The organism is Bacillus sp. TH22 (genome assembly GCF_016651015.1).
Taxonomy (GTDB): Bacteria; Bacillota; Bacilli; order Bacillales; family Bacillaceae_G; genus Bacillus_A; species Bacillus_A mycoides.
Genome location: NZ_JAEKER010000001.1, coordinates 5,054,616 through 5,079,528, shown reverse-complemented (window position 1 = coordinate 5,079,528; position 24,913 = coordinate 5,054,616). Strand labels below are relative to the sequence as shown.

Annotated in this window: 27 protein-coding genes and 1 pseudogene; 7 read left to right on the top strand and 21 right to left on the bottom strand. The window is 34.8% G+C overall.

Annotation, left to right across the window (positions count from 1 at the left end; genetic code table 11):
• Window positions 1-200: 200 nt before the first annotated feature.
• The 8 genes from JFU18_RS25865 to JFU18_RS25830 form a co-directional block, all read right to left on the bottom strand.
• Window positions 201-1,520, bottom strand: a complete 1,320-nt coding sequence (locus JFU18_RS25865) for an aromatic amino acid transport family protein (RefSeq protein ID WP_201031514.1) — start codon at window positions 1,518-1,520, stop codon at window positions 201-203.
• Between the two features lie 1,148 nt (window positions 1,521-2,668).
• Complete coding sequence (locus JFU18_RS25860) at window positions 2,669-3,418, bottom strand: ABC transporter permease (RefSeq protein WP_002190260.1); 750 nt, start codon at window positions 3,416-3,418, stop codon at window positions 2,669-2,671.
• Window positions 3,419-4,180, bottom strand: coding sequence for an ABC transporter ATP-binding protein (locus JFU18_RS25855; protein ID WP_201031515.1), 762 nt, complete (start codon window positions 4,178-4,180; stop codon window positions 3,419-3,421).
• 168 nt (window positions 4,181-4,348) lie between these two features.
• Window positions 4,349-4,690 (bottom strand): DUF1048 domain-containing protein, encoded by a 342-nt coding sequence (locus JFU18_RS25850; protein WP_201034170.1) that lies wholly within the window; start codon window positions 4,688-4,690, stop codon window positions 4,349-4,351.
• Between the two features lie 75 nt (window positions 4,691-4,765).
• Window positions 4,766-5,086, bottom strand: a complete 321-nt coding sequence (locus JFU18_RS25845) for a PadR family transcriptional regulator (protein ID WP_002128372.1) — start codon at window positions 5,084-5,086, stop codon at window positions 4,766-4,768.
• A gap of 583 nt (window positions 5,087-5,669) precedes the next feature.
• A complete protein-coding gene (gene hcp, locus JFU18_RS25840; RefSeq protein ID WP_201034171.1) occupies window positions 5,670-6,956 on the bottom strand; it encodes a hydroxylamine reductase in 1,287 nt (428 codons plus the stop codon).
• Between the two features lie 691 nt (window positions 6,957-7,647).
• Window positions 7,648-8,421: a BcII family subclass B1 metallo-beta-lactamase gene (gene bla2 / locus JFU18_RS25835; RefSeq protein ID WP_201031516.1), complete on the bottom strand. Its 774-nt coding sequence runs from the start codon at window positions 8,419-8,421 to the stop codon at window positions 7,648-7,650.
• Window positions 8,422-8,564: 143 nt separating this feature from the next.
• Window positions 8,565-8,846, bottom strand: a complete 282-nt coding sequence (locus JFU18_RS25830; protein ID WP_201031517.1) for a MazG nucleotide pyrophosphohydrolase domain-containing protein — start codon at window positions 8,844-8,846, stop codon at window positions 8,565-8,567.
• A gap of 122 nt (window positions 8,847-8,968) precedes the next feature.
• Between JFU18_RS25830 and JFU18_RS25825 the strand changes: the two genes are divergently transcribed.
• Entirely contained in the window at window positions 8,969-9,259 is a 291-nt protein-coding gene (locus JFU18_RS25825) for a DUF3784 domain-containing protein (RefSeq protein ID WP_016100932.1), read from the top strand.
• Between the two features lie 29 nt (window positions 9,260-9,288).
• Here the strand turns inward: JFU18_RS25825 and JFU18_RS25820 are convergent, their stop codons facing one another.
• Entirely contained in the window at window positions 9,289-9,570 is a 282-nt protein-coding gene (locus JFU18_RS25820) for a hypothetical protein (protein ID WP_000397708.1), read from the bottom strand.
• A gap of 182 nt (window positions 9,571-9,752) precedes the next feature.
• On the opposite strand from JFU18_RS25820, the gene JFU18_RS25815 reads away from it, so the two are divergent.
• Both JFU18_RS25815 and JFU18_RS25810 read left to right on the top strand, forming a co-directional pair.
• Window positions 9,753-9,947 carry a hypothetical protein gene (locus JFU18_RS25815; RefSeq protein WP_201034172.1) on the top strand — a complete coding sequence of 65 codons (195 nt, stop codon included), beginning with the start codon at window positions 9,753-9,755 and terminating at the stop codon, window positions 9,945-9,947.
• A gap of 110 nt (window positions 9,948-10,057) precedes the next feature.
• Complete coding sequence (locus tag JFU18_RS25810) at window positions 10,058-11,095, top strand: serine hydrolase domain-containing protein (protein ID WP_149190780.1); 1,038 nt, start codon at window positions 10,058-10,060, stop codon at window positions 11,093-11,095.
• Between the two features lie 48 nt (window positions 11,096-11,143).
• Here JFU18_RS25810 and JFU18_RS25805 read toward each other — a convergent pair whose 3' ends face one another.
• From JFU18_RS25805 to yeiL, 6 genes and pseudogenes are all read right to left on the bottom strand, one after another.
• Window positions 11,144-11,392: a hypothetical protein gene (locus tag JFU18_RS25805; protein ID WP_002087603.1), complete on the bottom strand. Its 249-nt coding sequence runs from the start codon at window positions 11,390-11,392 to the stop codon at window positions 11,144-11,146.
• Window positions 11,393-11,688: 296 nt separating this feature from the next.
• The gene (locus JFU18_RS25800) at window positions 11,689-12,723 is read right to left on the bottom strand and encodes a flavin-containing monooxygenase (RefSeq protein ID WP_201031518.1); all 1,035 of its coding nucleotides are present in this window, start codon (window positions 12,721-12,723) and stop codon (window positions 11,689-11,691) included.
• A 249-nt stretch (window positions 12,724-12,972) separates the two neighbouring features.
• Window positions 12,973-14,271 (bottom strand): group II intron reverse transcriptase/maturase, encoded by a 1,299-nt coding sequence (ltrA, locus tag JFU18_RS25795; RefSeq protein WP_201034360.1) that lies wholly within the window; start codon window positions 14,269-14,271, stop codon window positions 12,973-12,975.
• 541 nt (window positions 14,272-14,812) lie between these two features.
• Window positions 14,813-14,990 (bottom strand): annotated as a pseudogene (locus JFU18_RS30405) (metallophosphoesterase family protein); the annotation flags it as partial.
• 42 nt (window positions 14,991-15,032) lie between these two features.
• Window positions 15,033-15,386, bottom strand: coding sequence for a glyoxalase superfamily protein (locus tag JFU18_RS25790; protein WP_149190782.1), 354 nt, complete (start codon window positions 15,384-15,386; stop codon window positions 15,033-15,035).
• 13 nt (window positions 15,387-15,399) lie between these two features.
• Entirely contained in the window at window positions 15,400-16,092 is a 693-nt protein-coding gene (gene yeiL, locus JFU18_RS25785) for a transcriptional regulator YeiL (RefSeq protein WP_113709583.1), read from the bottom strand.
• Window positions 16,093-16,226: 134 nt separating this feature from the next.
• On the opposite strand from yeiL, the gene JFU18_RS25780 reads away from it, so the two are divergent.
• The 3 genes from JFU18_RS25780 (at window position 16,227) to JFU18_RS25770 (ending at window position 17,711) form a co-directional block, all read left to right on the top strand.
• Window positions 16,227-16,649, top strand: coding sequence for a DMT family transporter (locus JFU18_RS25780; protein WP_002128381.1), 423 nt, complete (start codon window positions 16,227-16,229; stop codon window positions 16,647-16,649).
• Between the two features lie 13 nt (window positions 16,650-16,662).
• Entirely contained in the window at window positions 16,663-17,127 is a 465-nt protein-coding gene (locus JFU18_RS25775) for a DMT family transporter (RefSeq protein WP_201050368.1), read from the top strand.
• A gap of 104 nt (window positions 17,128-17,231) precedes the next feature.
• Entirely contained in the window at window positions 17,232-17,711 is a 480-nt protein-coding gene (locus JFU18_RS25770; protein ID WP_201034174.1) for a YhfM domain-containing protein, read from the top strand.
• 41 nt (window positions 17,712-17,752) lie between these two features.
• Here the strand turns inward: JFU18_RS25770 and aiiA are convergent, their stop codons facing one another.
• The 4 genes from aiiA to JFU18_RS25750 all read right to left on the bottom strand — a co-directional run bounded on the left by aiiA (window position 17,753) and on the right by JFU18_RS25750 (window position 20,631).
• Window positions 17,753-18,505, bottom strand: coding sequence for a quorum-quenching N-acyl homoserine lactonase AiiA (gene aiiA / locus JFU18_RS25765; RefSeq protein ID WP_098775711.1), 753 nt, complete (start codon window positions 18,503-18,505; stop codon window positions 17,753-17,755).
• A 393-nt stretch (window positions 18,506-18,898) separates the two neighbouring features.
• Complete coding sequence (locus JFU18_RS25760; RefSeq protein WP_085312034.1) at window positions 18,899-19,762, bottom strand: DUF4097 family beta strand repeat-containing protein; 864 nt, start codon at window positions 19,760-19,762, stop codon at window positions 18,899-18,901.
• On the bottom strand, window positions 19,752-20,315 hold the full coding sequence (locus JFU18_RS25755) for an HAAS signaling domain-containing protein (RefSeq protein ID WP_085312035.1): 564 nt from the start codon (window positions 20,313-20,315) through the stop codon (window positions 19,752-19,754). The genes JFU18_RS25760 and JFU18_RS25755 overlap by 11 nt, the downstream gene beginning before the upstream one ends.
• Window positions 20,302-20,631 (bottom strand): PadR family transcriptional regulator, encoded by a 330-nt coding sequence (locus tag JFU18_RS25750; RefSeq protein ID WP_002199791.1) that lies wholly within the window; start codon window positions 20,629-20,631, stop codon window positions 20,302-20,304. Before JFU18_RS25750 ends, JFU18_RS25755 begins: the two co-directional genes overlap by 14 nt.
• Window positions 20,632-20,936: 305 nt before the next feature.
• Here JFU18_RS25750 and JFU18_RS25745 point away from each other — a divergent pair, with 305 nt between their 5' ends.
• Entirely contained in the window at window positions 20,937-21,956 is a 1,020-nt protein-coding gene (locus JFU18_RS25745) for a zinc-binding alcohol dehydrogenase family protein (protein WP_201034175.1), read from the top strand.
• A 49-nt stretch (window positions 21,957-22,005) separates the two neighbouring features.
• Here the strand turns inward: JFU18_RS25745 and JFU18_RS25740 are convergent, their stop codons facing one another.
• A complete protein-coding gene (locus tag JFU18_RS25740) occupies window positions 22,006-23,397 on the bottom strand; it encodes an amino acid permease (RefSeq protein ID WP_137077072.1) in 1,392 nt (463 codons plus the stop codon).
• Between the two features lie 518 nt (window positions 23,398-23,915).
• Entirely contained in the window at window positions 23,916-24,848 is a 933-nt protein-coding gene (locus JFU18_RS25735; protein ID WP_201031522.1) for a GNAT family N-acetyltransferase, read from the bottom strand.
• Window positions 24,849-24,913 lie beyond the last annotated feature (65 nt).

The window sequence follows — 24,913 nt, the reverse complement described above, 5'->3', positions numbered from 1 at the left end:
CTACTTGAAACGCTCTTCTAAGAATAACGCCAACACAAAAAAAAGACATGAACTAATCTTTGTTCATGTCTTTTTATATTAGAGTTTAACCCTCATAAAACAGCTTGTTTAAAATTCGAATATGGACGTATCTTATCCATAATCTCTTTCATTCTTTTTTCATATCCCACTATTTTAGCACTTGAACTAACAATAGCGAATTAGAATAATGACTTAATACTTGCTAGGACAGTAAGTATACCTACAACAATGACAAACACATTGCTCATTTTCCCTCTGTATTTAGCCAGTACTGGTACTTTACGAATCGCATACATTGGTAATAGACATAAGATCGCAGCAACTAATGGACCGCTAAGAGCATCAATGATTCCAAGAATACTTGGATTTGCATAAGCAACATACCAGCATGTTAATACGACAAAAGTAAGAATCATTGTCTGAACTGTTTTTTCTCCTATATCTTTCCCGCGTTTTTTACCGGACTTCATAATCATGTCACGCATTACCTCATACGCTCCTACATAATGGCCAAGGAAAGACTTTGTAATAGCCACAAAAGCAATGATAGGAGCTGCAATAGTGATTACAGGTGAATTAAGCTCATTAGCAAGATATGATAGGATTGACAAGTTCTGTTCTTTTGCCATCTTAAGATCATCTGGAGTCAAACTTAAAGTACTGCTCCAAACAAAGAACATAACAACAGCGAATGTCATGATATAGCAAACTTTTTGTATTTGAGCACACTTGGCATCAGTAGCTTCTATTCCATACGTAGCTCTCTGTTTCATAACGAATGACGAAATCATAGGAGAATGATTGAACGAGAATACGATGATTGGTAGTATCATCAATATCACTCCAAAATACCCTGTTCCTGTTGAAGCAGTAGACGCACTTGAGAAACTAAGCATTGACGTATTCCACTGTGGAATTAAAGATATTGAGATAAACAGTAAAGAAGCTATGAAAGGATATACTAGCATGCTCATTATCTTTACAGTGATATCTTGACCGAAATTTAGTATAGCGATAAGACCGAGTACTAATACAAGTGATAAAATGGCCCTTGGAGGCTCCGGCATGTGCAATTGATGCACGATAAAACTACTTGCAGTATTTGTAAGTGCAACCGAATACATCAGTACGATCGTATAAATTGAGACGAAATATACTATGTTAAAAATTATACTTGCCTTATTGCCAAAATACTCTCTTATTGTGCCTGTAATCCCCTCATCAGCAGAATTGGAAGCGTATATCATTTTAGCAAGTGCCCTATGTGAGTAATACATAACAGGAAATGCAAGTATCGTAATTAACAGTAATGATAATAAACCACCTGAACCGGCATTAATAGGTAAAAAGAGTACTCCTGCTCCAATTGCTGTTCCAAAAAGGCTCAATGCCCAGGTAGTATCTTGTTTATGCCACTTTTTAGGATCTAGATATTTCTCATTTTTCACTGCAGTGTTTTCAGCTTGAAATTCTATTTTTTTTGCAGTATTCCCATTCATATAATAAATCCCCCTTGTATCCTATTCTTACGTCTCTTTTTAGGCTTAAGAATATAGACCATTCTTAAAAAATGAACCGCTTACTAGATGCGCCATATTGTAAACGATTCCACCTAAAGCTGTCTCTCTTAATGTGCGAGGCATTTATCCTCCAACCCTATACTTACCATTGATGATATTGTTTACACCAGCTAATACGATGTCCGCTGCTGCTAAACTATTTTGAAGAAATTCCCCTTCTGGTCACACACCTTTCTGTAAGTAATCGTTTCAGTCTGTCCAATTTTAAAATGTTTGATATTTTCTTCGTAGGTAATCGGTTACCTCTCGACGCCCTCATTATAACGTTTATATTTGCGAGTCTAATATTTTTTTATTTTTAGAAAGACAGAATAAACAGAATTATGAATAGATAATAAATTACAATTGGTATGTAGCAATTGTGTCTATTTTTTGAAGCTGTATTAGTTAATAGAAAAGTAAACATAATACAGAGTTCCTTTCATTAACACATTGATTATATTAGGAACTCGTTATAAAGATACTTATATTTACCTTTGCTTTCACATCTTATCTTTGACATGAAGCTGTTGTAATAAATAATACACATTGATGTAAAGGAATAAATTTAGAAAACATAAAATTATTCTCATGAATTTTTATTACATATAACGAATTAACATTCATTTTTCAGAAAAGAAGAACTTTTCCAAAGGAGCCTACGCACCTTATATAATGGTTATCATGTTAAGCCTGTTAAAAGAATTACACCATAAGTTTCCATTTACTATATGTAATATTTATTAAGTGTAGTTTTTTCTAAATATGCATAATTACATATTTAGAAAAAGAGAGTATACTTTCGAATTGTGTAATAAAGATATAGCCCACCTACGGAAACAGGTGGGCTTTTCATGTATAAAAATTGCATTTATTATATGGCAATTAGAATTGAGATCAAAATATTACCTCTTCCCTTTTAACTCTCTCAGTCTGCTTTTTCTCAACGTCTGAGCCTACTTACGTACCAACTACATAACCAGTAAGAATACTAACAATTATAGCAATAACTAAGATTAATGTGATTTAAATCCATTTTCCCATATATATATTATTCCAGAAGATTTAGTTGCCATTAACTGGTGGTGTTACCCTAACTGACGTTTAAATGCTTTGCCGGCGAAGAAGTAAGCGATAACCATAATGCCCACACACCAAGCAAGTGCAATCCAAATATCGTTGCCAACAGCCCCTTCATATAAGAGGGCACGAATCGCATTCACGATTGAAGTCACAGGCTGGTTTTCAGCGAACGCACGAACAATTTTTGGCATAGTTTCGGTAGGAACAAAGGCCGAACTAATAAAGGGCAGAAAAATTAGTGGGTACGAGTAGGCTGTCGCCCCTTCCATAGACTTCGCTGTCAACCCAGGAATGATAGCCAACCATGTCAGCGCCAGCGTAAACATCCCGAGTATTCCAGCTACCGCGAGCCAATCCAGAATATTAGCACTGGAACGGAAGCCCATTAAGAGCGCAACAAGAATAACTACCACGATAGTAAGCACATTAGCAACAAGTGATGTTAATACGTGAGCCCATAATACCGACGAACGCTTGATAGGCATAGTAATGAAACGTGCCATCAGCCCGCTCTTTACATCCGTAAACAACCGTACGGAAGTGTAAGCGACACCGGATGCGATAGCCATCAGCAAGATTCCCGGCAATAAATAATTGACGTAGTTATCCGTTCCTGTCTTTATGGCGCCGCCAAATACGTAGACAAACAACAGCATCATCATAATCGGCGTAATCGCTACCGTAATAATTGTATCTGGACTGCGCATGATGTTGCGCATTAAGCGCCCTAATAATACCCCTGTTTTGCTCTTCATTTACATCTCCTCCTTTTTGCCAATGATCGCAAGGAAAATTTCTTCCAATGTCGGCTGCTTTTCGATATACTCCACTTTTGTTGGCGGGAACATCTCTTTAAGTTCTGTAAGAGTACCAGTCTTAATAATTTTTCCGCCATGCAAGATAGCGATACGGTCCGCCAGTTGTTCGGCTTCCTCGAGGTACTGGGTCGTGAGCAAGATGGTTGTGCCGCCGCCGGCAAGTTCCTTGACGGTATCCCACACTTCAATCCGCGCTTCGGGGTCAAGCCCTGTCGTCGGTTCATCGAGAAAAATGACTGCCGGCGTCCCAATCAAGCTCATGGCGATATCAAGCCGGCGCTTCATCCCACCTGAGTACTGGTCTGTCCTCTGGTTGGCTGCATCAGTCAGGCTGAATCTTGCAAGCAAATTATCAGCGACTTGAGCAGGACTAGAAACTCCACGCAAATTGGCAATCATTATCAAGTTTTCTCTCCCCGTGAGCATACCGTCTAAAGCTGCAAACTGCCCTGTCAGACTGATACTTTGACGAACATGATCCGGTTGACGCTGAACGTCAAAACCACAAATACCTACTTCGCCGCCATCTTGCTTCATCAGCGTCGAGAGGATATTGACTATCGTCGTCTTGCCCGCTCCATTTGAGCCCAGCAGTGCGAAAATTTCGCCACGCTGCACTTCAAAATCTACCCCTTTTAACACTTCCTTATCTTTAAAGGATTTTTTTAATCCTTTTACAGAAATCGCTGTATTGGTCATACTTTTTTCCTCCTTAAAAAATGTTTTGTAAAGATAGACTGCCTACACCCTCTATTTAGTATTACTGATAATCTGTATTACTTAGTACTGATTTAAAAATATAACTGAATAGCAATGGCGTCAATTCACATTTGTAACCAGCTAATCAGTCGGTATTACCTGTTGCATTTATTTTTTTCTCAATTGTTTCATGATACTTTCATTCAAATCTTCACGATACTTGGAAACATAAGTTTTAGCATTTGCCACTAGTTCGTCAGCAAAGGATGCCACGTCCTCCCCAGTGATTTCAAGCACTTGTCTGCCTTCCGTCGCACCGGCTTCAAACAAATCGATTAATTCATACTGTATGTGTAGCATATCCATCCCGTTACCAGCTGAGAAATTCCACATGTAGTTTTGAATTTTCTTAAACACAAACTGATAGTCCTCTGGCAGAGCTCCAACCCGTGCCATCATCATTTTGTACTCTTTTTTATCACCAATTAATTTTTTGAACATTTCCAACATATTATTTTTCCTCCTTTTTTATAAAGCAGAACAAGAAACTCCCAAAATATCGGCCGAATATTTAATCTTATGAGGCTAGTTTGACTTCAAGACGTTAATTTTTGATGATACAAAATCCCATTTTCTCCAAAACAATTCAAGCTCCTGACGGCCATCCTCATTTAGTGAATAAAACTTGCGAGGCGGCCCCATGTCTGACGGTTTCTTTTCAATATTCACAAGTTTTTTCTTCTCTAATCGCACAAGGATGGTATAGACCGTTCCTTCCACGACTTCAGTAAACCCAAGCTCATTAAGGTGGCGGGTAATCTCATAGCCATAAGTTTCACGGCGGCTAATGATTTCCAGAACACATCCTTCCAGCGAACCTTTCAGCATTTCAGTTAAATTTTCCATATTCTGATCCTCCTTTACCCCCTATTCTGTCTGACTTATATTCAGTATCACAGAGTACTAAGGCTAATTTTTACTGAATAGCTTTTGAGAAACCTCACTATTCAGTATTACTTATTACAACTACATTGTATGACTAAGTAGATGGAATGTCAACTCGATTTTTAAATTTTTTCTTAAATCCGCTTTTGCCTATTGGATACTGAATATATTTTTAAAACCTACGCTATTTAGTATTACTCATTACCACTACATTGTATGACTATGTAGATGGAATGTCAACTCGATTTTTAAATTTTTTCTTAAATCCGCTATTATCTATTGGATACTGCCTATTTTTTTCTTAAGAAACCTCACCACATACCTATCCAGCTAAGAAAAGGAAATACCCAAAACAAAAATTCCGCATTTTTATTTTGGGCGTTATAATATTCCGAAGTTAATGAATGTAGATAGCTCTCCTTATTAAAAAGACGGATCATTTTTTTTGTTCTTCTACTAATGCACCTGTGCATCTAATACATGAGCTTGCGAATACATACAAACTCTTTATAAAGTCAACTCTACATATAGGACATCCTTTTTGTTACGATAACATCATATTCATATCTTCTGCTGCGGTTGTAATTAGTTTTAAACCGAATGTCTCTTGTAATACATCAAGCACACCAGGTGAAATAAATTCAGGCGCCTTTGGACCAATGCGAATATCTTGAATTCCAAGACTAAATAGCCCAAGTAAAATAGCAACCGCTTTTTGTTCAAACCATGATAAGACAATACTTACTGGCAATTCATTCACTTCACATTGGAAAGCATCTGCTAAAGCGGCCGCTATTTTCACTGTAGAAATTGAATTATTGCATTGTCCTAAATCAATGTAACGCGGAATCTCCGTACCAGGTACAACACCATAACTCACATCATTAAAACGGAATTTCCCGCAAGAAGTTGTTAAAATAACCGTTTCTGGCGGAAGCGACGTTGCTAATTCACGATAATATTCTCCGCCTTTTCCCGGAGCATCACAACCTGCGATGACAAAGAAACGCTTAATCTTTCCTTCTTTTACTGCATTAATAATTTCCGGAGCTAATGATAATACTGTATTATGATGAAACCCTGTTACTAACTGCTCATCCGACTCCATATGTACTTCTGGAAGTTCAAGCGCTTTTTGAATCAATGGTGCAAAATCATCATTTTCAATTTTTTGTACACCCTCTAAACCTGCAATATCATATGAAAAGAATCGATCAGAGTATGATCCTTTAATTGGCATAACACAGTTCGTTGTAGCTAATATGGCACCTGTAAATTTTTCGAAAAGGCGTCGTTGATCATACCATGCCTTACCGATGTTTCCTTTTAAATGTTTATATTTTTTCAGTTGTGGATATCCGTGTGCTGGTAGCATTTCAGAATGCGTATAAATATTAATTTCTTTTCCTTCTGTTTGCTTTAATAACTCTTCTAATGCAAATAAATTATGACCAGTAACTACAATTGCCTTACCTTCTACATGGTTCTGCGTAATTTGAACAGGCTCCGGAACACCAAAGTGATTCGTATGTGCCTCATCTAATAACTCCATTACTCGTAAAGCCGATTTCCCTACTTTCATAGCCATATCAATATGTTCTTGTTCATTAAAGTTAGAATTTGTTAACGTCATATATAGCGCTTCTTGAGTTGTAGCATCTACAAATGCATCTGTATACCCTAGCTGCGCAGCATGCGTACGATAAGCCGCTATTCCTTTTAATCCAAACACAATCGTATCTTGTAAACTTGCAATTGTTTCATTCTTACCACAAACACCCCTCACTTTACATCCGCCTGTTGGCGTTTGTTCACATTGATAACAAAACATATCATCCCACCCTCTCCCAATCATTCATTACAAATTAAGCATAATACCCATTAGGAAAAAAGGATGTGATATCAATCACAATAATATATATAAATTTGTGACAGTTCATATTGTTGACATAATATTTTTACTGACACTAAAAAACATACAGAAAAATGGACACCTTTGTTGATGCCTTCAAATAGCTAGATAATTGATTTAGAGAACTATTAGCAACTAATAAGCATACAACAACACTATTCTTTCTATCATTCAACAGAAAGAATAGCGTTTTTTCATTTTGAAGAACTATCAATTTTTTGATTAAAGATTTTATAGGAAACCTCTTTATTTACAATACATTTACACCATCTTAACATTTTTTACATTATTTATATGATATATTTATATAGAAACTACTTAAGAAATTTCATGTACATTGTTATCTTTATGATCTCTTATTTAATTGATAAGAGGTCATGTTATATTTTTATAACAGGGGTGAATTAGGATGACTGAAACATTAAAGACACTTATAATGCTTGATGTTACTTACGTTGTTATAGCAATTATGACGGTACTGGTATTTGTATACTTGGAATTAAAATCTCAGTAACGTATGCAGGCATAATTGATAGCTTCGCATTTAAATATAGTTAGAAGAAAGCGAGGAGAAAATTGTTTCTCCTCGCTTTTATATTCCCACAGTTTCTTATTTCAACAAATCCAATGTATGTAAAAGTAATCCTCTGTCCCCTACTTCTCCATGACCAGGCACTACTAAGTTCATATTTCCATATCGGTTCAACACATTCTCAATCGATATCGACCATTCATTTACATATGCATCAGCAACATTCCCTAAATCTTTAGCTTCCGCAGATTTCACTAAACAGCCTCCAGCTAAAATGTTGTATTGCGGTAACCATACGACAATATTATCTTCTGTATGCCCTTTCCCTGGATAGAGCGTTTCTACTTTTATATTTCCAAACTTCATATTCGTAATTGTTTGTAAGTCTCCAAGTGGCTCTTCATATCCATTTTTCTTTGCTAGTTCCGCAGTTAATGCTGTACTATGCGCTTTAATGCCTCTTTCTTTCAACGTTTTTATCCCGCCAATTCGATCAGCATGCGCATGTGTAATAATAACATCCGTTACGCGCTTCTTAAATTTCTTTTCTACCATCTCTATTAATTCCTTCGTTAACTTATCATCCCAAGAAGAATCGACAAGCACTAACCCTTTAGAAGTGTTAAGAACTAGACCGTTCGAAGGAACTGCTACTCCATTAAAATAACCTAACTCAGTATGAACCCATACATTTTTGTTTAACTGAGAAATTGAAATAGTTCCTGTCTCATTCTTTATTACTTTTTGCTCTAGCTTTTGTTCCGCTTTCACAGAAGAAATTGTGCTAACAAATTGAATCGTTCCTAGTAAACTAACACATACCCCTACTTTTAATAATGTATTCTTTTTCATTTTCTCCACCCTTTCTTTCAAACTAAATAGTTATTACCTATATTAGACAATTCGTCTCAAATGTTTGTTCCCTCTTTTTTTACATATTTTTCATACCATTAATAAAAAGCGCACAAAATTTTGTGCGCTTTTTAACCTTCCTTTTACCATTCACGTTTTTTATTAATTATCATTTTTTCTTCAAACGCCTTCTCTAAATCAATTTCTAACTTGTTTGCTAAATCACATACATTCCAAATTGCATCAAACATTTCTAAACCAATCTCTCTTTTCGAATCTTGTATTTTATCACGCTTTAATATAACTTCCGCTAATTCACCTAATTCCGCCATCGCATACATCGTACGTTCTTCAATTGTTGTATCTTGAAATCCTTTTTCTTTACTGAAACTCGATACATATTGCTGGAATTCCGAAATATTCATATGTAATCTCCCTTCATCGTAAATATCTCATTTTTAATAAACTTAAAATCAAAAATGTATTTTGTTAAATTATAACATTCATACTATAATTTATTTATAGCCCTTTAACGGAGGTGTTCTCAATGACTCTCTTCGCTTCGCCATCATTATTCATACTAGCCATCATTTCATTTGCACTAGCTTATTTCATCGGAGTAAAACAATACACTTGGCTCTTATCAGGTTTCAATGAACGCCGTGTGTCAGATAAATTTAAGTTATCGAAGATAGTTGGTCTTTATAATTTAACCGCTGGTGTTATCGCCACAATTGGTAGTGTCTTCACTACCCCTAATGCAAAAATCGTATTTCCTATCATTATAATTGGCCACGTTATAATAGCTGCTTATGTAAATACACGTATGGTGCAGTGAAAAAAGATCACCCAAATGGATGATCTTTTTTATAATTTATCAACATATTGCTTCGCTTCTAGTAAGGAAAACCCAAAAGCCTCTCTTACTCTCTTAACTGCCGTAACTGTTTTTCCTTCTTCCATAAGCTGCCGCAACTCTTTATTAATTTCGGGTTCTCTATCTATAATTCCCATTTCTTTCGTAATTAGCTGTAATCTATCTTCCATCCGCTTTAAACGCGCATCCGTTTTCTTTTCGATTTTATTTAATTTTTCAACGATATAAATAAACCCAAAGACCGCTATCGGTATGATCATCCAAAATTCCATGACTATTCCTCCTCACTAGCTTTCATATGTTTTATTTAAGTAACTTATGTAAATTTTACCACAGGAAACATTTAATGTATAATAGTAATATACAACACTGTTGAAAAAGTGAAACTTTAATCAGTGGGAGTTTTACTGCCCGTTAATACGGGATAAAACCTTTTATTTTAGGGGGATACTTTATGAAAAGATTTTTAAATACGTTACTACAATTTGTAGTTCTTTCAATTGCACTACATTTATTATTTGATATCGTTGGTCGGCTTGTTTTCAATGCACCAATTAAAAACAAACAAATCATTATTCCCTTACTAACAACCTCATGGCTTATGTACATGTACAGAGATAAATTTTTTAAAGCATTTACTTCGAATTAACTTAAACTATGAAAACACTTCATCGATAAAAGATGAAGTGTTTTCCTTTTCTCTCTATTTACTACTGTATAATAAATTTAATATTCTATTTTCAAAAGAAAGGAGTCACTATGAACTTAAAAAGTAACAATATATATGAGAAAATGAACCAATATTCTGTTTCAGGGTTAAGCTTTGCCATTATACGTGACGGTAAACTTGATGAAGCTACTGCTTTCGGAACACTTGAATCTGGAACAACTAGAACTGTCACTACGGATTCCATATTCAATTCTTGTTCTATTAGCAAATTCATCACTTCAATGCTTGTACTAACGTTATCAGATCAAGGAATCGTACATTTAGATGAAGACGCAAATGATAGACTCACATCTTGGAACATCCCTACCAATCTATTTACTTCACAGAAAAAAGTCACGCTGCGAAACTTATTAAGTCACCAATCTGGAATTATTGATCCTCCCAATAGTTTTGAACATTATAAGCTAGTGCAAGGAATACCTAAAATCCCTAAGCTCCTTGCTGGTAAAACATTATATTGCCCAGTACCTATAGAAGTAACTTATGCACCAGAAAGCCAATTCCACTACTCTGACGCAAATTTTTGTATTATCGAACAACTACTTGAAGATATTACTGGAAAATCGTTCAACCTTTTACTTGAAGAATTTATTTTTCAGCCACTTCAACTGAAGAATAGTACGGTATTCCCTACTGAAGATATAAATAAATTAGATACATTTGCTTGTGGACATAATAAAGATGGCACCGTTACAAATGAGAAGTATCCATTTTATCCATTCGCAGCAGCTTCAGGCATTTGGACAACACCAACTGACTTATCAACTTTAATTATTGAAATCATTCAGTCCTTACAGGGAAATAGCAAACTGGAACTTTCTCAAAAAACAGTACAAGATATGATTTCTCCTCAAGGATGCACCAAATGGACTGGGTTAGGTGTTTTTCTAGAGTATTCTAATGAAGACTTACAAATTCATTCACTTGGCTGGGGTGTTGGATTTCAATGTATGATGGTATGTAATCCATACCGAGGTAATGGCGCTGTTATTATGACGAACTCGGATTTAGGTGTTCATCAAAAGGATGGGATTATTGGTGAGATTTTAAAAATGTTATCCTTATAATTAACGAAGTAAAACAAAGAAAGAAGCTGATTCTCCCAGCTTCTTTCTTTATATAACATTTTTCACCACAATTTTAATATGTTCTGGTGCGATAATTTCAGTTATACTTTCTTGGAAATCTTCATGCAGCAGTTCTTCAATATGCTCTAACTGCACTTCGACATGTGTGCATTCTAAATTATGTATGTTTAATAGTGCATAATGATCTTTCTTCTTAATTACTAAATATTGATTTTCTTCTGTTATGAGTACAGAACCTAATCGTATTCCTAGTAGACGTTGATCATCAAACTTCACAATTTTTTCCCCTTTCCAACTGCGAATGTAATTACTATACAAAAAACCTAATTTAAGGAAAAGAATCTTATATAGACTATATCATAATTTACTAAAATATAAATATCATATTTTCTTTCAATAGAAATCCCCGTTTTTTTATATATTTCGATACAAAAAACTTTCTCAACAAAAAATTATAATTTTCAGTTTTTTATTTCATGAAAATCTATTATACTAAAGCTAATAAACGTTTGAAATGTTTGACCTCTCCTAATTCATGTACATATGGATGATCAGTAGCTGTTGCTACTGATCTATTTTTTGATTTCAGAAAGCAAATACACCGCATCCTTTCCTACACCACAAATAAGCGCAGAACCCCTTTGAGATTGCCACGGCAGTCCAATATAATACAATCCTCTTACTGGACTCATTCCCTTTGTATGATTAGGAAATCCATTCATACTCACTGCCTTTTCTATTTCAATCCATTTATAATCTTGAACAAAACCAGTTGACCATATAATACTTTGTGCACTATACGTGCCACCATTCTGAAACATAATATTATTTCCTGATGCACTTACCACTTTTCCCTGTAGTTTTATTGCTCCACTACGAATAAGTTCCTTACCTTCAAAACCAAAAATGGGATCCTTTCGCTTCTGAAACCACCTTCCTCTCTTTGTATGTATTTCGGCATACAATAAACCCATTTTTTCTAACCAATTAAAAATGCTTTTTCTAAAAAGATATAACGGTAAAAAGGTTAACGGATGACTTATAGCCATTGTAACTTCATGAGTTTTTGCAAGTTCTACTGCTATTTGCATGCTTGAATTCCCACCACCTACTACAAGTACTTTTCCCTTTGGAATTTGTAATGGTGATTTATATTGTGATGAATGTATTTGAAAAATATGTGATGAAAGATGTTGTGAAAATGAGGGGATGAATGGTTGCTGAAAACCACCTGATGCGATAATAACTTTTTTCGATTGTAAAATTTCTGTAGGAGTGTGTAATTCAAATATTTCTTTCTCTTTTCTTATTTTTAAAACTTGAGTCTGTAATTGTACCGGCAATTGAAAATACCTTGCATATTCTTCTAAATAAATTGCAATTTCATCTTTACATGGAAATCCACTCCCTTCTCCTTTTAATATCATACCTGGTAAACTACTATATTCCCTTGGTGTGAAGAGCTGCAAAGAATCATAGCGGTCTCTCCAAGAATCGCCAATTCGGTTTCCCGCCTCAAGTAATAAGAAACTATATCCTTCCTGCTTCAAGTAGTATCCCATTGTTAATCCAGCTTGACCAGCTCCAACGATAATTATATCTTTCATTCCAATTCCTCCTTCTCATAAACACATGAATACATGTTCATATGTTCATACGTTTCCATAATCATAACATTTTATTTTTTTATAATTCAATATCTATCCGTAGAGTAGAAAACTGAAACAGATTAAATTTTCTTTAGGGATGGCTTTGCCATCCCTTTTCTGTTTCAGCTTCCCCTCATCAAACCGTACGTGAGGTTTTCCCTCATACGGCTTTCCGATGTTCTTCCTTCTTTGGCGTTCAGTTTTGTTCTATCCTCCTACTTTCACGAGTGTATATGTTGTTTTCTTCATCAAGTCCTTGATACGACCATGTTTCTTTCGAACATTTCTTTTCTTATTCCAAAAAAGGTTAAGTCGTTCTAGGACGTACCAGTCTATTTTACAGAGCCACCTCTGTCCAATTGAAGATAAGCTATAATAATTCTTGAATCCTTGCAGAATTCTATTTAAACCTTTCACCATCTCTTCCAATTGTAGATACAGTTTGTTCCTCGGCTCTGTGTATCTTTTAATGCGTTCCCGCATTTTCTTCATGGCTTTCTGGCTCGGAATATGTGCCATCACATGCACTTTCTTCCCGCCTTTCACATGTTTAGGGTATTTTCGGTGGTGAAATCCTAGAAAATCAAATCCCTCGTTTCCATCCCACGTATTCACTAGCTTCGACTTTTCTGTATGGATTGTAAGTTCTAACTTATTCATAATGGATTGTAGTATCCGAATACTCTCTAATGCTTGTTGTTTTGTTTGACATACGATGACAAAGTCATCCGCATATCGAATTAGTTCCCCCAAATGTTTACACTTCTTTTCCCAAATGGTATCCATATAGTTTAAATATATATTAGAAAGTAATGGAGATATCACGCCACCTTGTGGTGTACCTAATGTCGTTTCATGAAATTGCGCATGTTCCATGATTCCCGCTTTCAACCATTTTCTAATGAGTTTTAACACTCTTCGGTCACTGATTCTTCTTTCTACAAGCCTCATTAATTTGTCATGATTAATATTGTCAAAGTATCCTTGTATGTCTACATCTACAATCCAATGAGATGTTTTACTCGCTTTCCGTATCTTCGATATCGCTTGATGTGCGTTTCGTTTCGGGCGAAATCCATACGAACAGTCTTGAAAATCGGCTTCGAAGATAGGTTCTATCACCAATTTCGTTGCCATTTGTACAACCCTATCCTTGATCGTGGGAATTCCAAGCGGTCTTTGTTTTCCATCACCTTTTGGAATATACATTCTTCTTACAGCTTGTGGATGGTAGGATTTACTTTTCAATTCTATATATAATTCATTGAGAAAGTTTCGTTCTCCATATTGATACACGATTTCTTCAATCGTCTGTCCATCAATTCCACCGCTCCCTTGATTCCATTTTACCCTTCTCCATGCTTCAGCCAATATGTCAGGACGATATATTTTGTCATACAACGCGTGAAACCTACGACTTGAACTTTCTTTGGCACAAAGATATAAAGTCTTCCAAAGTTCTTGAGCTTTTACATCAGTGTAGTTAGCTAGTTTTCCAGCATTCACTCACTCTTACCTCCTTCCAACTTATGAACAAAGTAGAGGTCCTTCCCTACATAACGTTGTGTTGTCGTTATGATATTCAGTACTATGACCTCCTCCGACTCCCTCTTTACAGTCCACCATTTCGTATATGCTTATAGGTTTCCTCTCTCCTTTCTGAAAGAAAGGGCAAAGGAGGGTCTCCCCAGTTCCAGACACTACTTTCTCAACATACCGCCCTCCGTACCCCGAGGGATTCTTCGATGTCGTATTTCCAAGTTCTTCACATCTTCCATGGTCTTCGCCCATATTCACCAGGCTCGACTTCCCTTTGTCCTATTGCTAGGTTGCTTTTAACGAGGCGGCAAGGTTCACTTTATGTTACGGTCTGTTGATTCGCTCGCACTTCTAGTAGAAGTTACTTTGTCACAGGGCTTCAACCTTAGGATTTCTCCACCAGCTGCCTGTCAGCTACTAGGCGACTTGGCGCTGGACTTTCACCAGCAAGCAGTGCCCAGCTTAGCTGGGCACGCAAAATAAAAAAGAGCAGTTCACTATAAAGTAAACTCCCCTTAATATGTATCATCTCGTTACTCATTAATATTTCAATTGTCCCCAAAGGATCTAACGGCCCATACACACTATCACCTAAATTTATTATCATTTCGAATATCTTTTAATACCGCCTTTAAAGCGTGACTATTCCCATTAATATCTGAAATCATCGCTATTTTTCTCTTCATTGTAACCCCTACTTTGATAAATTATTTATAACACCTCAATTTTTAAACCCTTTCCTCATAAAATGTAATTCTATTTGAGAACGGATCAATCACAGTTAATTCAATTGTATCCCAAGGTGTTCTCTCTATATCAGGTTTCGAATACGCATAATCTTTACTTGATAAAACAGCATAATAACTTTTTAAATCCTCTATTTTCACACGAATTGCACCGCCTGGTGAAGCATCCCCATGATGTTCAGATAGATGTATTACAGTATCATTTAACGAAATTTGCATATATAATGGCATATTTTCCTCATACCGATGTTCCCAATCCAGTTTAAACCCTAAAAAATTCAAGTAAAATAACTGAGCCTTTTCAATATCAAAAATTCTAAATATAGGTGTAATCATTTATAATACCCTCCTATTTATAAACATCCGCCGCCAATTCCCGCAAAACATCTACATTCATCACTTCAAAGCAACCATTATTTTTCTTTATAATTTCTTTATCACAAAAAACATTTAATGTACGTAATAAATGCCGATAACTCGTCCCTAACAATTCAGCTATTTCCGTTAAATTCCCACTAAACACAATTCTATTTCCGTGCTGAACCGCCCGTTCCCCTGCTGCTAACATGTAACTCGCAAGTCGATTTTCAAGTGGATACAGTAAATTAATTGTACTATTTTTTGAAAGTCGATTTAATTTATGGGCTAAAGAACCGCAAATACATCTTAAAAATTTCGCATCATGAAATAATTGGTTTCTCACTTTCCCTAAAGGCAGGCCAACACAATATGAGTCTGCCATAACTTGTACGTTTGAGGTGATTCTTTGAGAGTGAATTAACTCTACATCTCCTAGCAACTGCAAACTGTCATAAAAACATAATAATACAGATTTCCCGTTACTTAATGTGTTAAACGCTTTCGCTTTTCCTTCAACAAAGAAATATAAATAATCTATCTCTTCGTTTTCTCTGCAAATGAACTCATTCTTTTTAAAAAATATAAGTTCCATATATGGTTTCATATCACTACTAAAAAATGAATCAATATTATTTTGTTTCATATACTCTGCTAATTTATTAGAATTACATACTTTCTTCATAGTCCCCCACCTTTACAACTCATCCCAATTGTAAACAAAATTTTCTTCTTTCACTATGACATATGTCATAGTAATACACAATTTCAGCATGATACAGTCATTACAAATATGAAATATAAAAAGGGGATATTACATTGTATAACTTTCTTTCTGTCTTTATTGGTGTCCTTATTGCCATTATGCTCCCATTGAATGGGATTTTATCTGAAATAATCGGTAATTATACAGCGAGTGTTGTCATTCATCTTGTCGGTTTAATAGCAGTTATTTTCGTTTTAATCCTTAACAAAAATAAAATCCATTTTGATAAAGGTATTCCACTTTTTTTATATAGCGCTGGGGCAATTGGAGTATTCACTGTTCTTTTTAATAATATAAGTTTCTCTGCTCTTGGTGCCTCTATTACGATTGCATTAAGCTTACTTGGTCAATCCATCGCTTCCATAGTTATTGATCACTTTGGTTTATTAGGAATGAAAGTTTCGAAGTTTGATAAGAAAAAATTAATTGGATTATTATTCATCTCTTCTGGAATTATAGTCATGACAATTTATTAATGGAGGCAAGAAAATGTTATATATTTGTATCGCTATTTTAGTCGGTGTTTCTATCGTTGTTGCTAGAATTATTAACGCGAATTTAGCAAAGGAAATTGGAAATTGGGAAGGCACATTTTTCAATTATATTACTGGATTATTTTTCTCCATGTTATTTTTAATTTTCAGTTCAGATTCGTTGTATATTTCTAGTCATACGTTACAATCCATACCTATCGCTGTATACTTAGGCGGATTAGTAGGCGTTATCGTCATCTCATTATCAAACTATATTACTCCTAAAATATCAGCATTTTATTTAACATTACTCATCTTTATCGGACAATTGTTTACGGGGACTATCATCGATTTCTTCCTGTCACACGAACTATCAACCGGAAAAATTATCGGTGGAATTCTCGTATTAATAGGGCTCACTTACAATTTACTCGTTGATCGCCCTATAAAAACCGTGAAGCATAACCACGTTCAACTATAATACTTTACGCTTACCTATCATATATTAATAGAAAAGCTCTTCACATGAAGCCATAGAGAGGAGAATACCCTATTAAGAAAATCATTTTATTGATAGGTAGCGCATTGATTGTTTTTGGAACCGTATGGTTTTTAAACTCTGGAAAATCTATTCAAGATCTCTATACAGCAAGTAAACCAAAGAAGAAAGCTACTATTATTTCAACTCAAAGAGACCCAAATGCACCTCCTGTTTTTTTAGGAAAGCAGGAAATAAAAGATATACATGTAGAGTCGCTTAAGACAAAAAAATCTATCTTCCTTACAAAAACAGATGAATTAAAAACATTCATTAACAGTATGGATACAGCAAAAAAAGGCGATTTAACGCTGGATGAAGAAGGTTCAGATTTAGTAGATTGTAACATGTGGATTACTTTCCAAGATGGGACTTATAAACAATATTTACTTTGGATAGTAGATAACAACAGTAGTGAAATTATGATTGCCCATCAAAACGGTCCTGATGACATAGATCTTACTTATTATCAATTAAATGAAGGTAATTCGAAAAAGGTATATAACTTATTTAAAAAGGTTATTTAATGGAAAAAGTCATGAGCTAATAGGCCCATGACTTTTTCCATTTATATATATTCAGGGAACACTTTACAGCTCTTTTCCTGTTCTATATCATGTCCAAAGAAAACAATCGGGTTCTCTTTCATCACAATTTCTTTTAAACGTTTAATTGAAGATAAAGCTAATTCCGAATCAAATCCAGCGAACGGCACTTCATCTTCAAAATTTTCTTTCGTATAAGATGCATCGATCGTTAATAACACAGGACCGGATTTTTCTGTCTCAATTAATAGTGACTGATGCCCCGGAGTATGTCCTGGTGTATACAATAATTGAACTCCTGGTACAACTTCATAATCCCCTTCAATGATCTTGTATTTCAAATTCGGCAATATACATTCTTTCATATATTCTTCACTATGTTGTGCCGCCTCATATTCAGCACGCTGCACAATAATCGGTGTATTTGTAAAAGCACCATTTCCTCCTGCATGATCAAAATGTAAGTGAGAACTAATAATATACAGAAGGTCTTCTGGCTCATACCCTGCACGCTTTAAAATATTTACGATTCTATCTTCTTCAGTCATTTTCGGTAAAATCTGCCCCTCAACAAATGTACCGTCAAATAAATTTTCATTATTAACCGCACTTTCTGGCATACCTGTATCTACTATAATTGGCCCTTCTGCTGTCTCCAATAAATAACACCATACTGGTAAGTTTAATAAATTCCCCGGTGTGAGCGTACTATTAACAGAAGAATGATCTAACATACAACGACCAGCTGGTACGAAATAAAGCTTCTTTACCGTCATTATGTATCCACCTTTACATTTAGTTTTGAATAAAACAATACAGTAAAGAATTCCTCTTGTTAGAAATAAACTCCTTCTCACTTTTCATTGTTTCAGCTATTATTTTTGAGTCATTCACAAATTCTCCTTACATCGTTAATTACTATTCGTTATCCCCCTAAGAATCGAGAGTAATAAAACAACTGTTTGTATTCTGAAATAAAGTTCAAAGTAAGAAAGCACTTTAAGCAATACGGAAACAAACGCTAGTATACAAATGGTAAGGATACACACTTAAACAAATGTTAAATATGAAATAACCGACTACCTACATGTTGAGAAAAGGAGTCGGTTATTTTTTTATTTATTATTGCTCTTTATGTGCGGCGAGCTGAGATTATAAAAGGTAATATGCTATTGTTTTTTCACTGTAATATTTCCGTTATGTGTGTTTAATTTAATTACATTTTCTCCTTTTCCAATAACCGTATTCCCATTATATTTATCAAGAATATTCGCTCTTCCATTGTCAACAGAAACATTAAATTGAACATTAGTTGGTTCTTTTTCAGTTTCAATATTAATTTTTCCATTGTGAGTCGTAAAATTGAGATTTCGATCCAGTTCATTCGTTTTCAGAGTAAGACTTCCATTTTTAGTTTGCCCCTCTATTTCACCTTCAACATGGTCTAGCATTATTCGTCCGTTGTTCGATTTCACATGAATATTTTGTGCCGATATATCTTTGAAATCCATAATTCCATTGTTTGTTTCTGCGATAATTTTTGGCGAATTGATTTCTCTTAATTCCACACGTCCATTGCTTGTATTGATATTAAAATGTGTTGCGTTTAGTTTTTTAGCAGCAACGTAGCCATTATTATTGGAAACTTTTAATGAATCATATTGTTTTTCGGGTAGATACACATTTAATGTTAATGGCGCCAATACTTCAGAAATATTAAAGTTGAACCAGCTCTGTTGTTTTTCTTTGTAAGAAATGAGAAGCGTTGAATCTTTCTCATCCACAGCTAATGTTCTTTTTACGTTAGGATTAACTTCGCCATCTAATTTTACTTTCATGTTACTATCTGTTGTAGGATTGATGTTAACACGAACGTTATTCGTATCGATAATGACGCTTGACACATTATTATTAATGACCTTTTCTTCTGAAATTGGTACTGCAGCAATTGAACGATAAGTGAATAAACTTCCGATAATACCAATCATAAAAATAATACCTGCAATGATTGAAAGACTCTTTTTATTTATCATGCTTCAAACCACCTTTTACTAGTGCTATATTGAACTTTAAATAACGAACAAATCCATTATTTGCTAGCTTCGTTAAAAATAACATAGCAATTACAATGAAATATCCAAGTCCACAAAGTGCTAAAGAAACGAAAAGATTAAATAGCAAGAATGTATTTGGATGTATAATAGTATCAACTAGAACAAGTAATGGTGAACCTAAAAATGAGATTCCTAGAACCCAGCCTGAAAAAATCAATGCCGCTAATGTAATTGCAGGTCCAAGCACGATTAACAAATTGAAAAAACCTAATCCAATTACTGCCCAAATTGCCCGAAAAACATTTCCTGTTGTTGCACTTGCTGTTACTTTCTCAATATGATAATCTGCTAATAACTCTTTGGCGATTTGAGCTGGAGAACCTAATGAAGCTACAATTTCTTCTTCACTTTTCCCTTCCTCTAATCCGAAAGTAAAATGTTCTTCATAATCTTTTAAAATATCTGTACGCTCTTTTTCAGATAATCTTTTTAGAGATGCATTTAATTGTTGTAAAAATTTATTTTTCGTCATTACGTACACCTTCTTTTATTAATTGATTGACACCTTGTGAAAACTCATTCCATTCCTCTAAAAGTTGATACAAATACGTTCTACCTTTATCCGTCAGTGTATAATACTTCCTTGAAGGCCCTTCTGAAGACTCCTGTAAATACGTTGTAAAATATTCTTCTTTAGTTAATCTACGAAGTAAAGGATAAACAGACCCTTCTGATATTTCAATTTGATTGGAAATACTTCGAACTAATTCATACCCATAACGGTCTTGCTTATCAAGTAAGACAAGAACACAAAGTTCTAAAACTCCTTTTTTAAATTGTACATTCAATATTCATTCACCCTATTCTAATTGACATCTACTACTATTTATTATTCAGTACTGTTTTATAATAAGTAACTACAAGTATAATATAACACTTGGTATTGTTCATTGCAAGGTACACTGGAAAAATAAGTATACCTTTCATCCGACGCTTATAAAATCAAAACGATGCCTCCTCTCCAGTTACAAAGTTCTAAATGAGACTGAAACAGGCCTTTAACAAAATGGAAAGGACTCAACTTTTTTACATAATGACACTTTACCTACTATAATAAAAGAGAAAAACTCTTACTTTAATGGAGGGAATAAAAATGAAAGCAATTGGTTTACATGAATACTTACCTATTGAAGAAGAAAACAGTTTAATTGATATTGAAGTTGAAAGACCTGTTGCCACAGGAAGAGATATACTTGTTAAAATTAACGCTATTTCCGTTAATCCAGTTGATACAAAAGTTCGATCTCCGAAAGATAAAAAAGAAGATATAGCAAAAATACTTGGCTGGGATGCTAGTGGTATTGTCGTACAAACTGGCGATGGTTGTACGTTATTTAAAGAAGGCGATGAAGTGTTTTACGCTGGAAGCATTACAAGGCAAGGTACATACAGTGAATACCATTTAGTTGATGAAAGAATTGTTGGTAAAAAACCAAAGACGTTAAGTGATGCTGAATCTGCAGCACTTCCTTTAACAGCCATTACCGCATGGGAAGGTTTGTTTGAACGTTTAGGGATTGATTATAATAAGAAAGATGAAAATTCATTTAAAAACATTTTAATTATCGGCGGAGCTGGTGGTGTTGGCTCGATTGCTATTCAGTTAGCTAAATGGGCTGGACTAAACGTAATCGCAACCGCATCCCGCAACGAAACTATACACTGGGTGGAAAAATTCGGTGCCGATTATATAGTTAATCATCACCAACCTTTAAAAGATCAAATATTAGAATTTGGGCTAAAAGATGTAGATTATATCTTCTGCTTAAACAATACTGATCAGCATTGGCATTCGATGGGTGACATAATTAAACCACAAGGAAAAATTTGCTCTATCGTAGAAAATGAGCACCCTCTTGAGATGGGAATTTTAAAAAATAAAAGTGCCACATTCGTTTGGGAGTTTATGTTTACAAAAGCGATGTATGAAACTGGTGATATGAGTACTCAGCACGAACTATTAAATAAAGTAAGCGAGCTATTAGATGAAGGTATCCTTCAAACTACTTTAAATGATACGTTAACACCAATTAATGCAGAAAATCTTAAAAAGGCACATGCATTGCTTGAGAGTGGACGTACAATTGGGAAGATTGTATTAGAGAAATTTTAATAACAAAAAGTCCGATTTCTAAATAAGAAATCGGACTTTTTTATTACCTTTATTTACTTGAAATCTCTTGATCATTTTGAACGTCTAACGGAGCTCGCTTCCCTATTCCGAAAGCATAGAAACTAATTGTTACGATAGCTAAGAAAACAATACCTACAATTAGTGAAATACGTGTATCATCGTTAAACCACATTCCGATTAATACCATAATTAAAAAGGCAATTGTTAAATAGTTTGTAACAGGAGCAAATGGCATTTTGAACGGATGATCTTTCATCTCTGCTCCCTTTTCTTTTCTAAAACGAATTTGACTAATTAAAATAACAAACCATGGTACCATACCAGGAAGTACACTCGCACTATATACATATACGAATAAGTTTTTCGGTGCAATATAACTTAAAACAACACCAACCGCTAAACCGATAATTACACCAACTGTACCGAATAAAGGTACACCGTTATTAGAGATCTTCGTAAAGTATTTCGGTGCTTGTCCATTTACACCTAGTGTATAAAGCATACGTCCAGCACTATAAATACCACTATTACAACCAGACATTGCGGCTGTAATAACAACGAAGTTAATAAGTCCCGCAGCTGCCGTAATACCAACTTTCGCAAAAGTTGCTACGAACGGACTACCAATTGAACTTAATTGATCCCAAGGATAAACAGTTACAATAACGAAAATAGCACCAATATAGAAAATTAAAATACGCCAAATTGTACTTTGAATTGCTCTAGTAAGTGTCTTCTTCGGATTTTTCGCTTCACCAGCAGTAATCCCAATTAATTCCACACCTTGATACGCTCCAACTACAAGTGATAATGCAAAGAAGAATCCTGAAAAACCACCTGTAAAGAAACCGCCATTTACCCAGAGGTTAGATATGCCAATCGCTTCTCCGCCGTTACCAATTCCAAAGAAAATAAGTCCAAATCCTGCAATAATCATTAATAGAATCGTAACGATTTTAATCATCGCAAACCAAAATTCAAATTCACCAAATGACTTAACCGAAATTAAGTTAGCCGCACCAAGAATAACCATCGCGATAATACCAGGTATCCAAGCCGGTAAATCCGGGAACCAATATTTCATATACGCTCCAACTGCGATAATCTCTGACATCCCAACAATAACCCACTGGAACCAGTTACTCCACGCTGTCATATAACCAGCTAACGGATGAATATATTTGTGACCAAATGTCGCAAATGAACCTGTGCTTGGCTCCATATACAACATTTCTCCCATGGCACGCATAATGAAGAAGATGAAAACACCTGCGATTGCATATGCAAGCATTACTGACGGACCTGTCCATTTAATCGTGCTGGCTGACCCCATAAACAAACCAACACCAATTGTTCCGCCTAAAGCAATCATTTGAATATGACGTGCTTCTAAACCTCGTTTCAATTCTTTGTTTGCCACTTCATTTCCCCCTCTTAGATGATTCATAGCCGCATTTAAAGTAAGATGGTGTACCCTAATTCCTGTTTGGCCCTGAAAATGATGAAACAAACGTCATTTTAGACTAACTTTAAAGCTATCCTAAAATCTCATTTTGCCTCTTATAAAATTTCCAAAACCCCTCATCTTCCTATTTTCTATAAAATTTAAAATTGCTCACTTCATATTAATTCATTTATCTGAAAAGTTCAATTATTTTTTCGGTAAATCATTATATATTAGTTTGATTAATTTTTAACTAAATTAACAGTAAAATACATCTATTCAATATGATTCCGGTATAAATATTATTACAATATAAATAACCGAGGAGATCCTATCTACCTCGGTTTCATATATCATATACCTCAATATTTATAGTTGATAACGTACTTTAAAAGAATTTCATTTCCATTTCTACTACCATTTTAAAAATATATTTTCATGCTTTCTAAACGCTCTATTAACATCTCACCTGGAAATATAATATATCAGTAAAATTACATATCATATACATCCTTCGCACGGATTTCCTTATCAAAGCGAACGAATTTACTCTTTACTTCCATTCCAGCTGCTTCATATACGCGAGGTGCACCTGTAATATTCTCGGAGTCTACATTTAATTGCACTTTTGAAATCCCTTCTTCGTAAAGTAGGCCAAATGCATGATGTAATAGCGCTAATGCCAAGCCTTGTTTCCGATTAGAACACCTTACACCTAGGTGAGTAATTTCAGCTTTATTATCAGTACCTTTTTTACTAAAGATAAAACCCACTACTTCATCTTCAACCATTGCTAGTGACCATAATGTAGGATGAAATCCCTCTCTTTCAGTACGCTGCAAAAACTCTTCTAAAGTTGAAGGTTGCGAATTCCAGTGGTCTGCAAAGGCTTCATTAAAAGCTTTATGTAACCTCTCATCATCCAAATCCTGTATGTAATGGCGCACCGTAACACCATTTGGCCATATTGGTGATGAAACATTTCCATGCAATTCAATCCCCATCCCCCACCAAATACGAGTTGGAATAAAACCAGCTTCTCCTAACACTTTTTCCTCATAGAAATTATTTGCTTGTGTTACAATCGTGCAATTCAAACAAGACGAATTACTAACAAGCTCCGTAGCACGCTCTTCAAGTTTTGACCAGATTACATGTTCAATTTCTTGATTCAAATAATCAGGGTTTACAAATACAGCAGATGGAAACTGCCCTTCATTCCCTGTCAAAATTCCATAAGCGATTATTTCATCTTCATTCATAACAACATAAGAACTTTTACTAATATCAATACCTTTCCATGAGTTAGTAATGTCCTCTACCGTTGTATCAATTTCACCGTACATAGCTTGATCATAAATTGTACATAGTTTTAAAATTTGTTGTAAATATTCTTGTGTAGTTACTTTAACATTTAGACCGTTCATATTGTACTTACCTCCTTTTTTGAGTTAGTTAAATTTTATCATTATCCGAACAATCAGTTAACAAA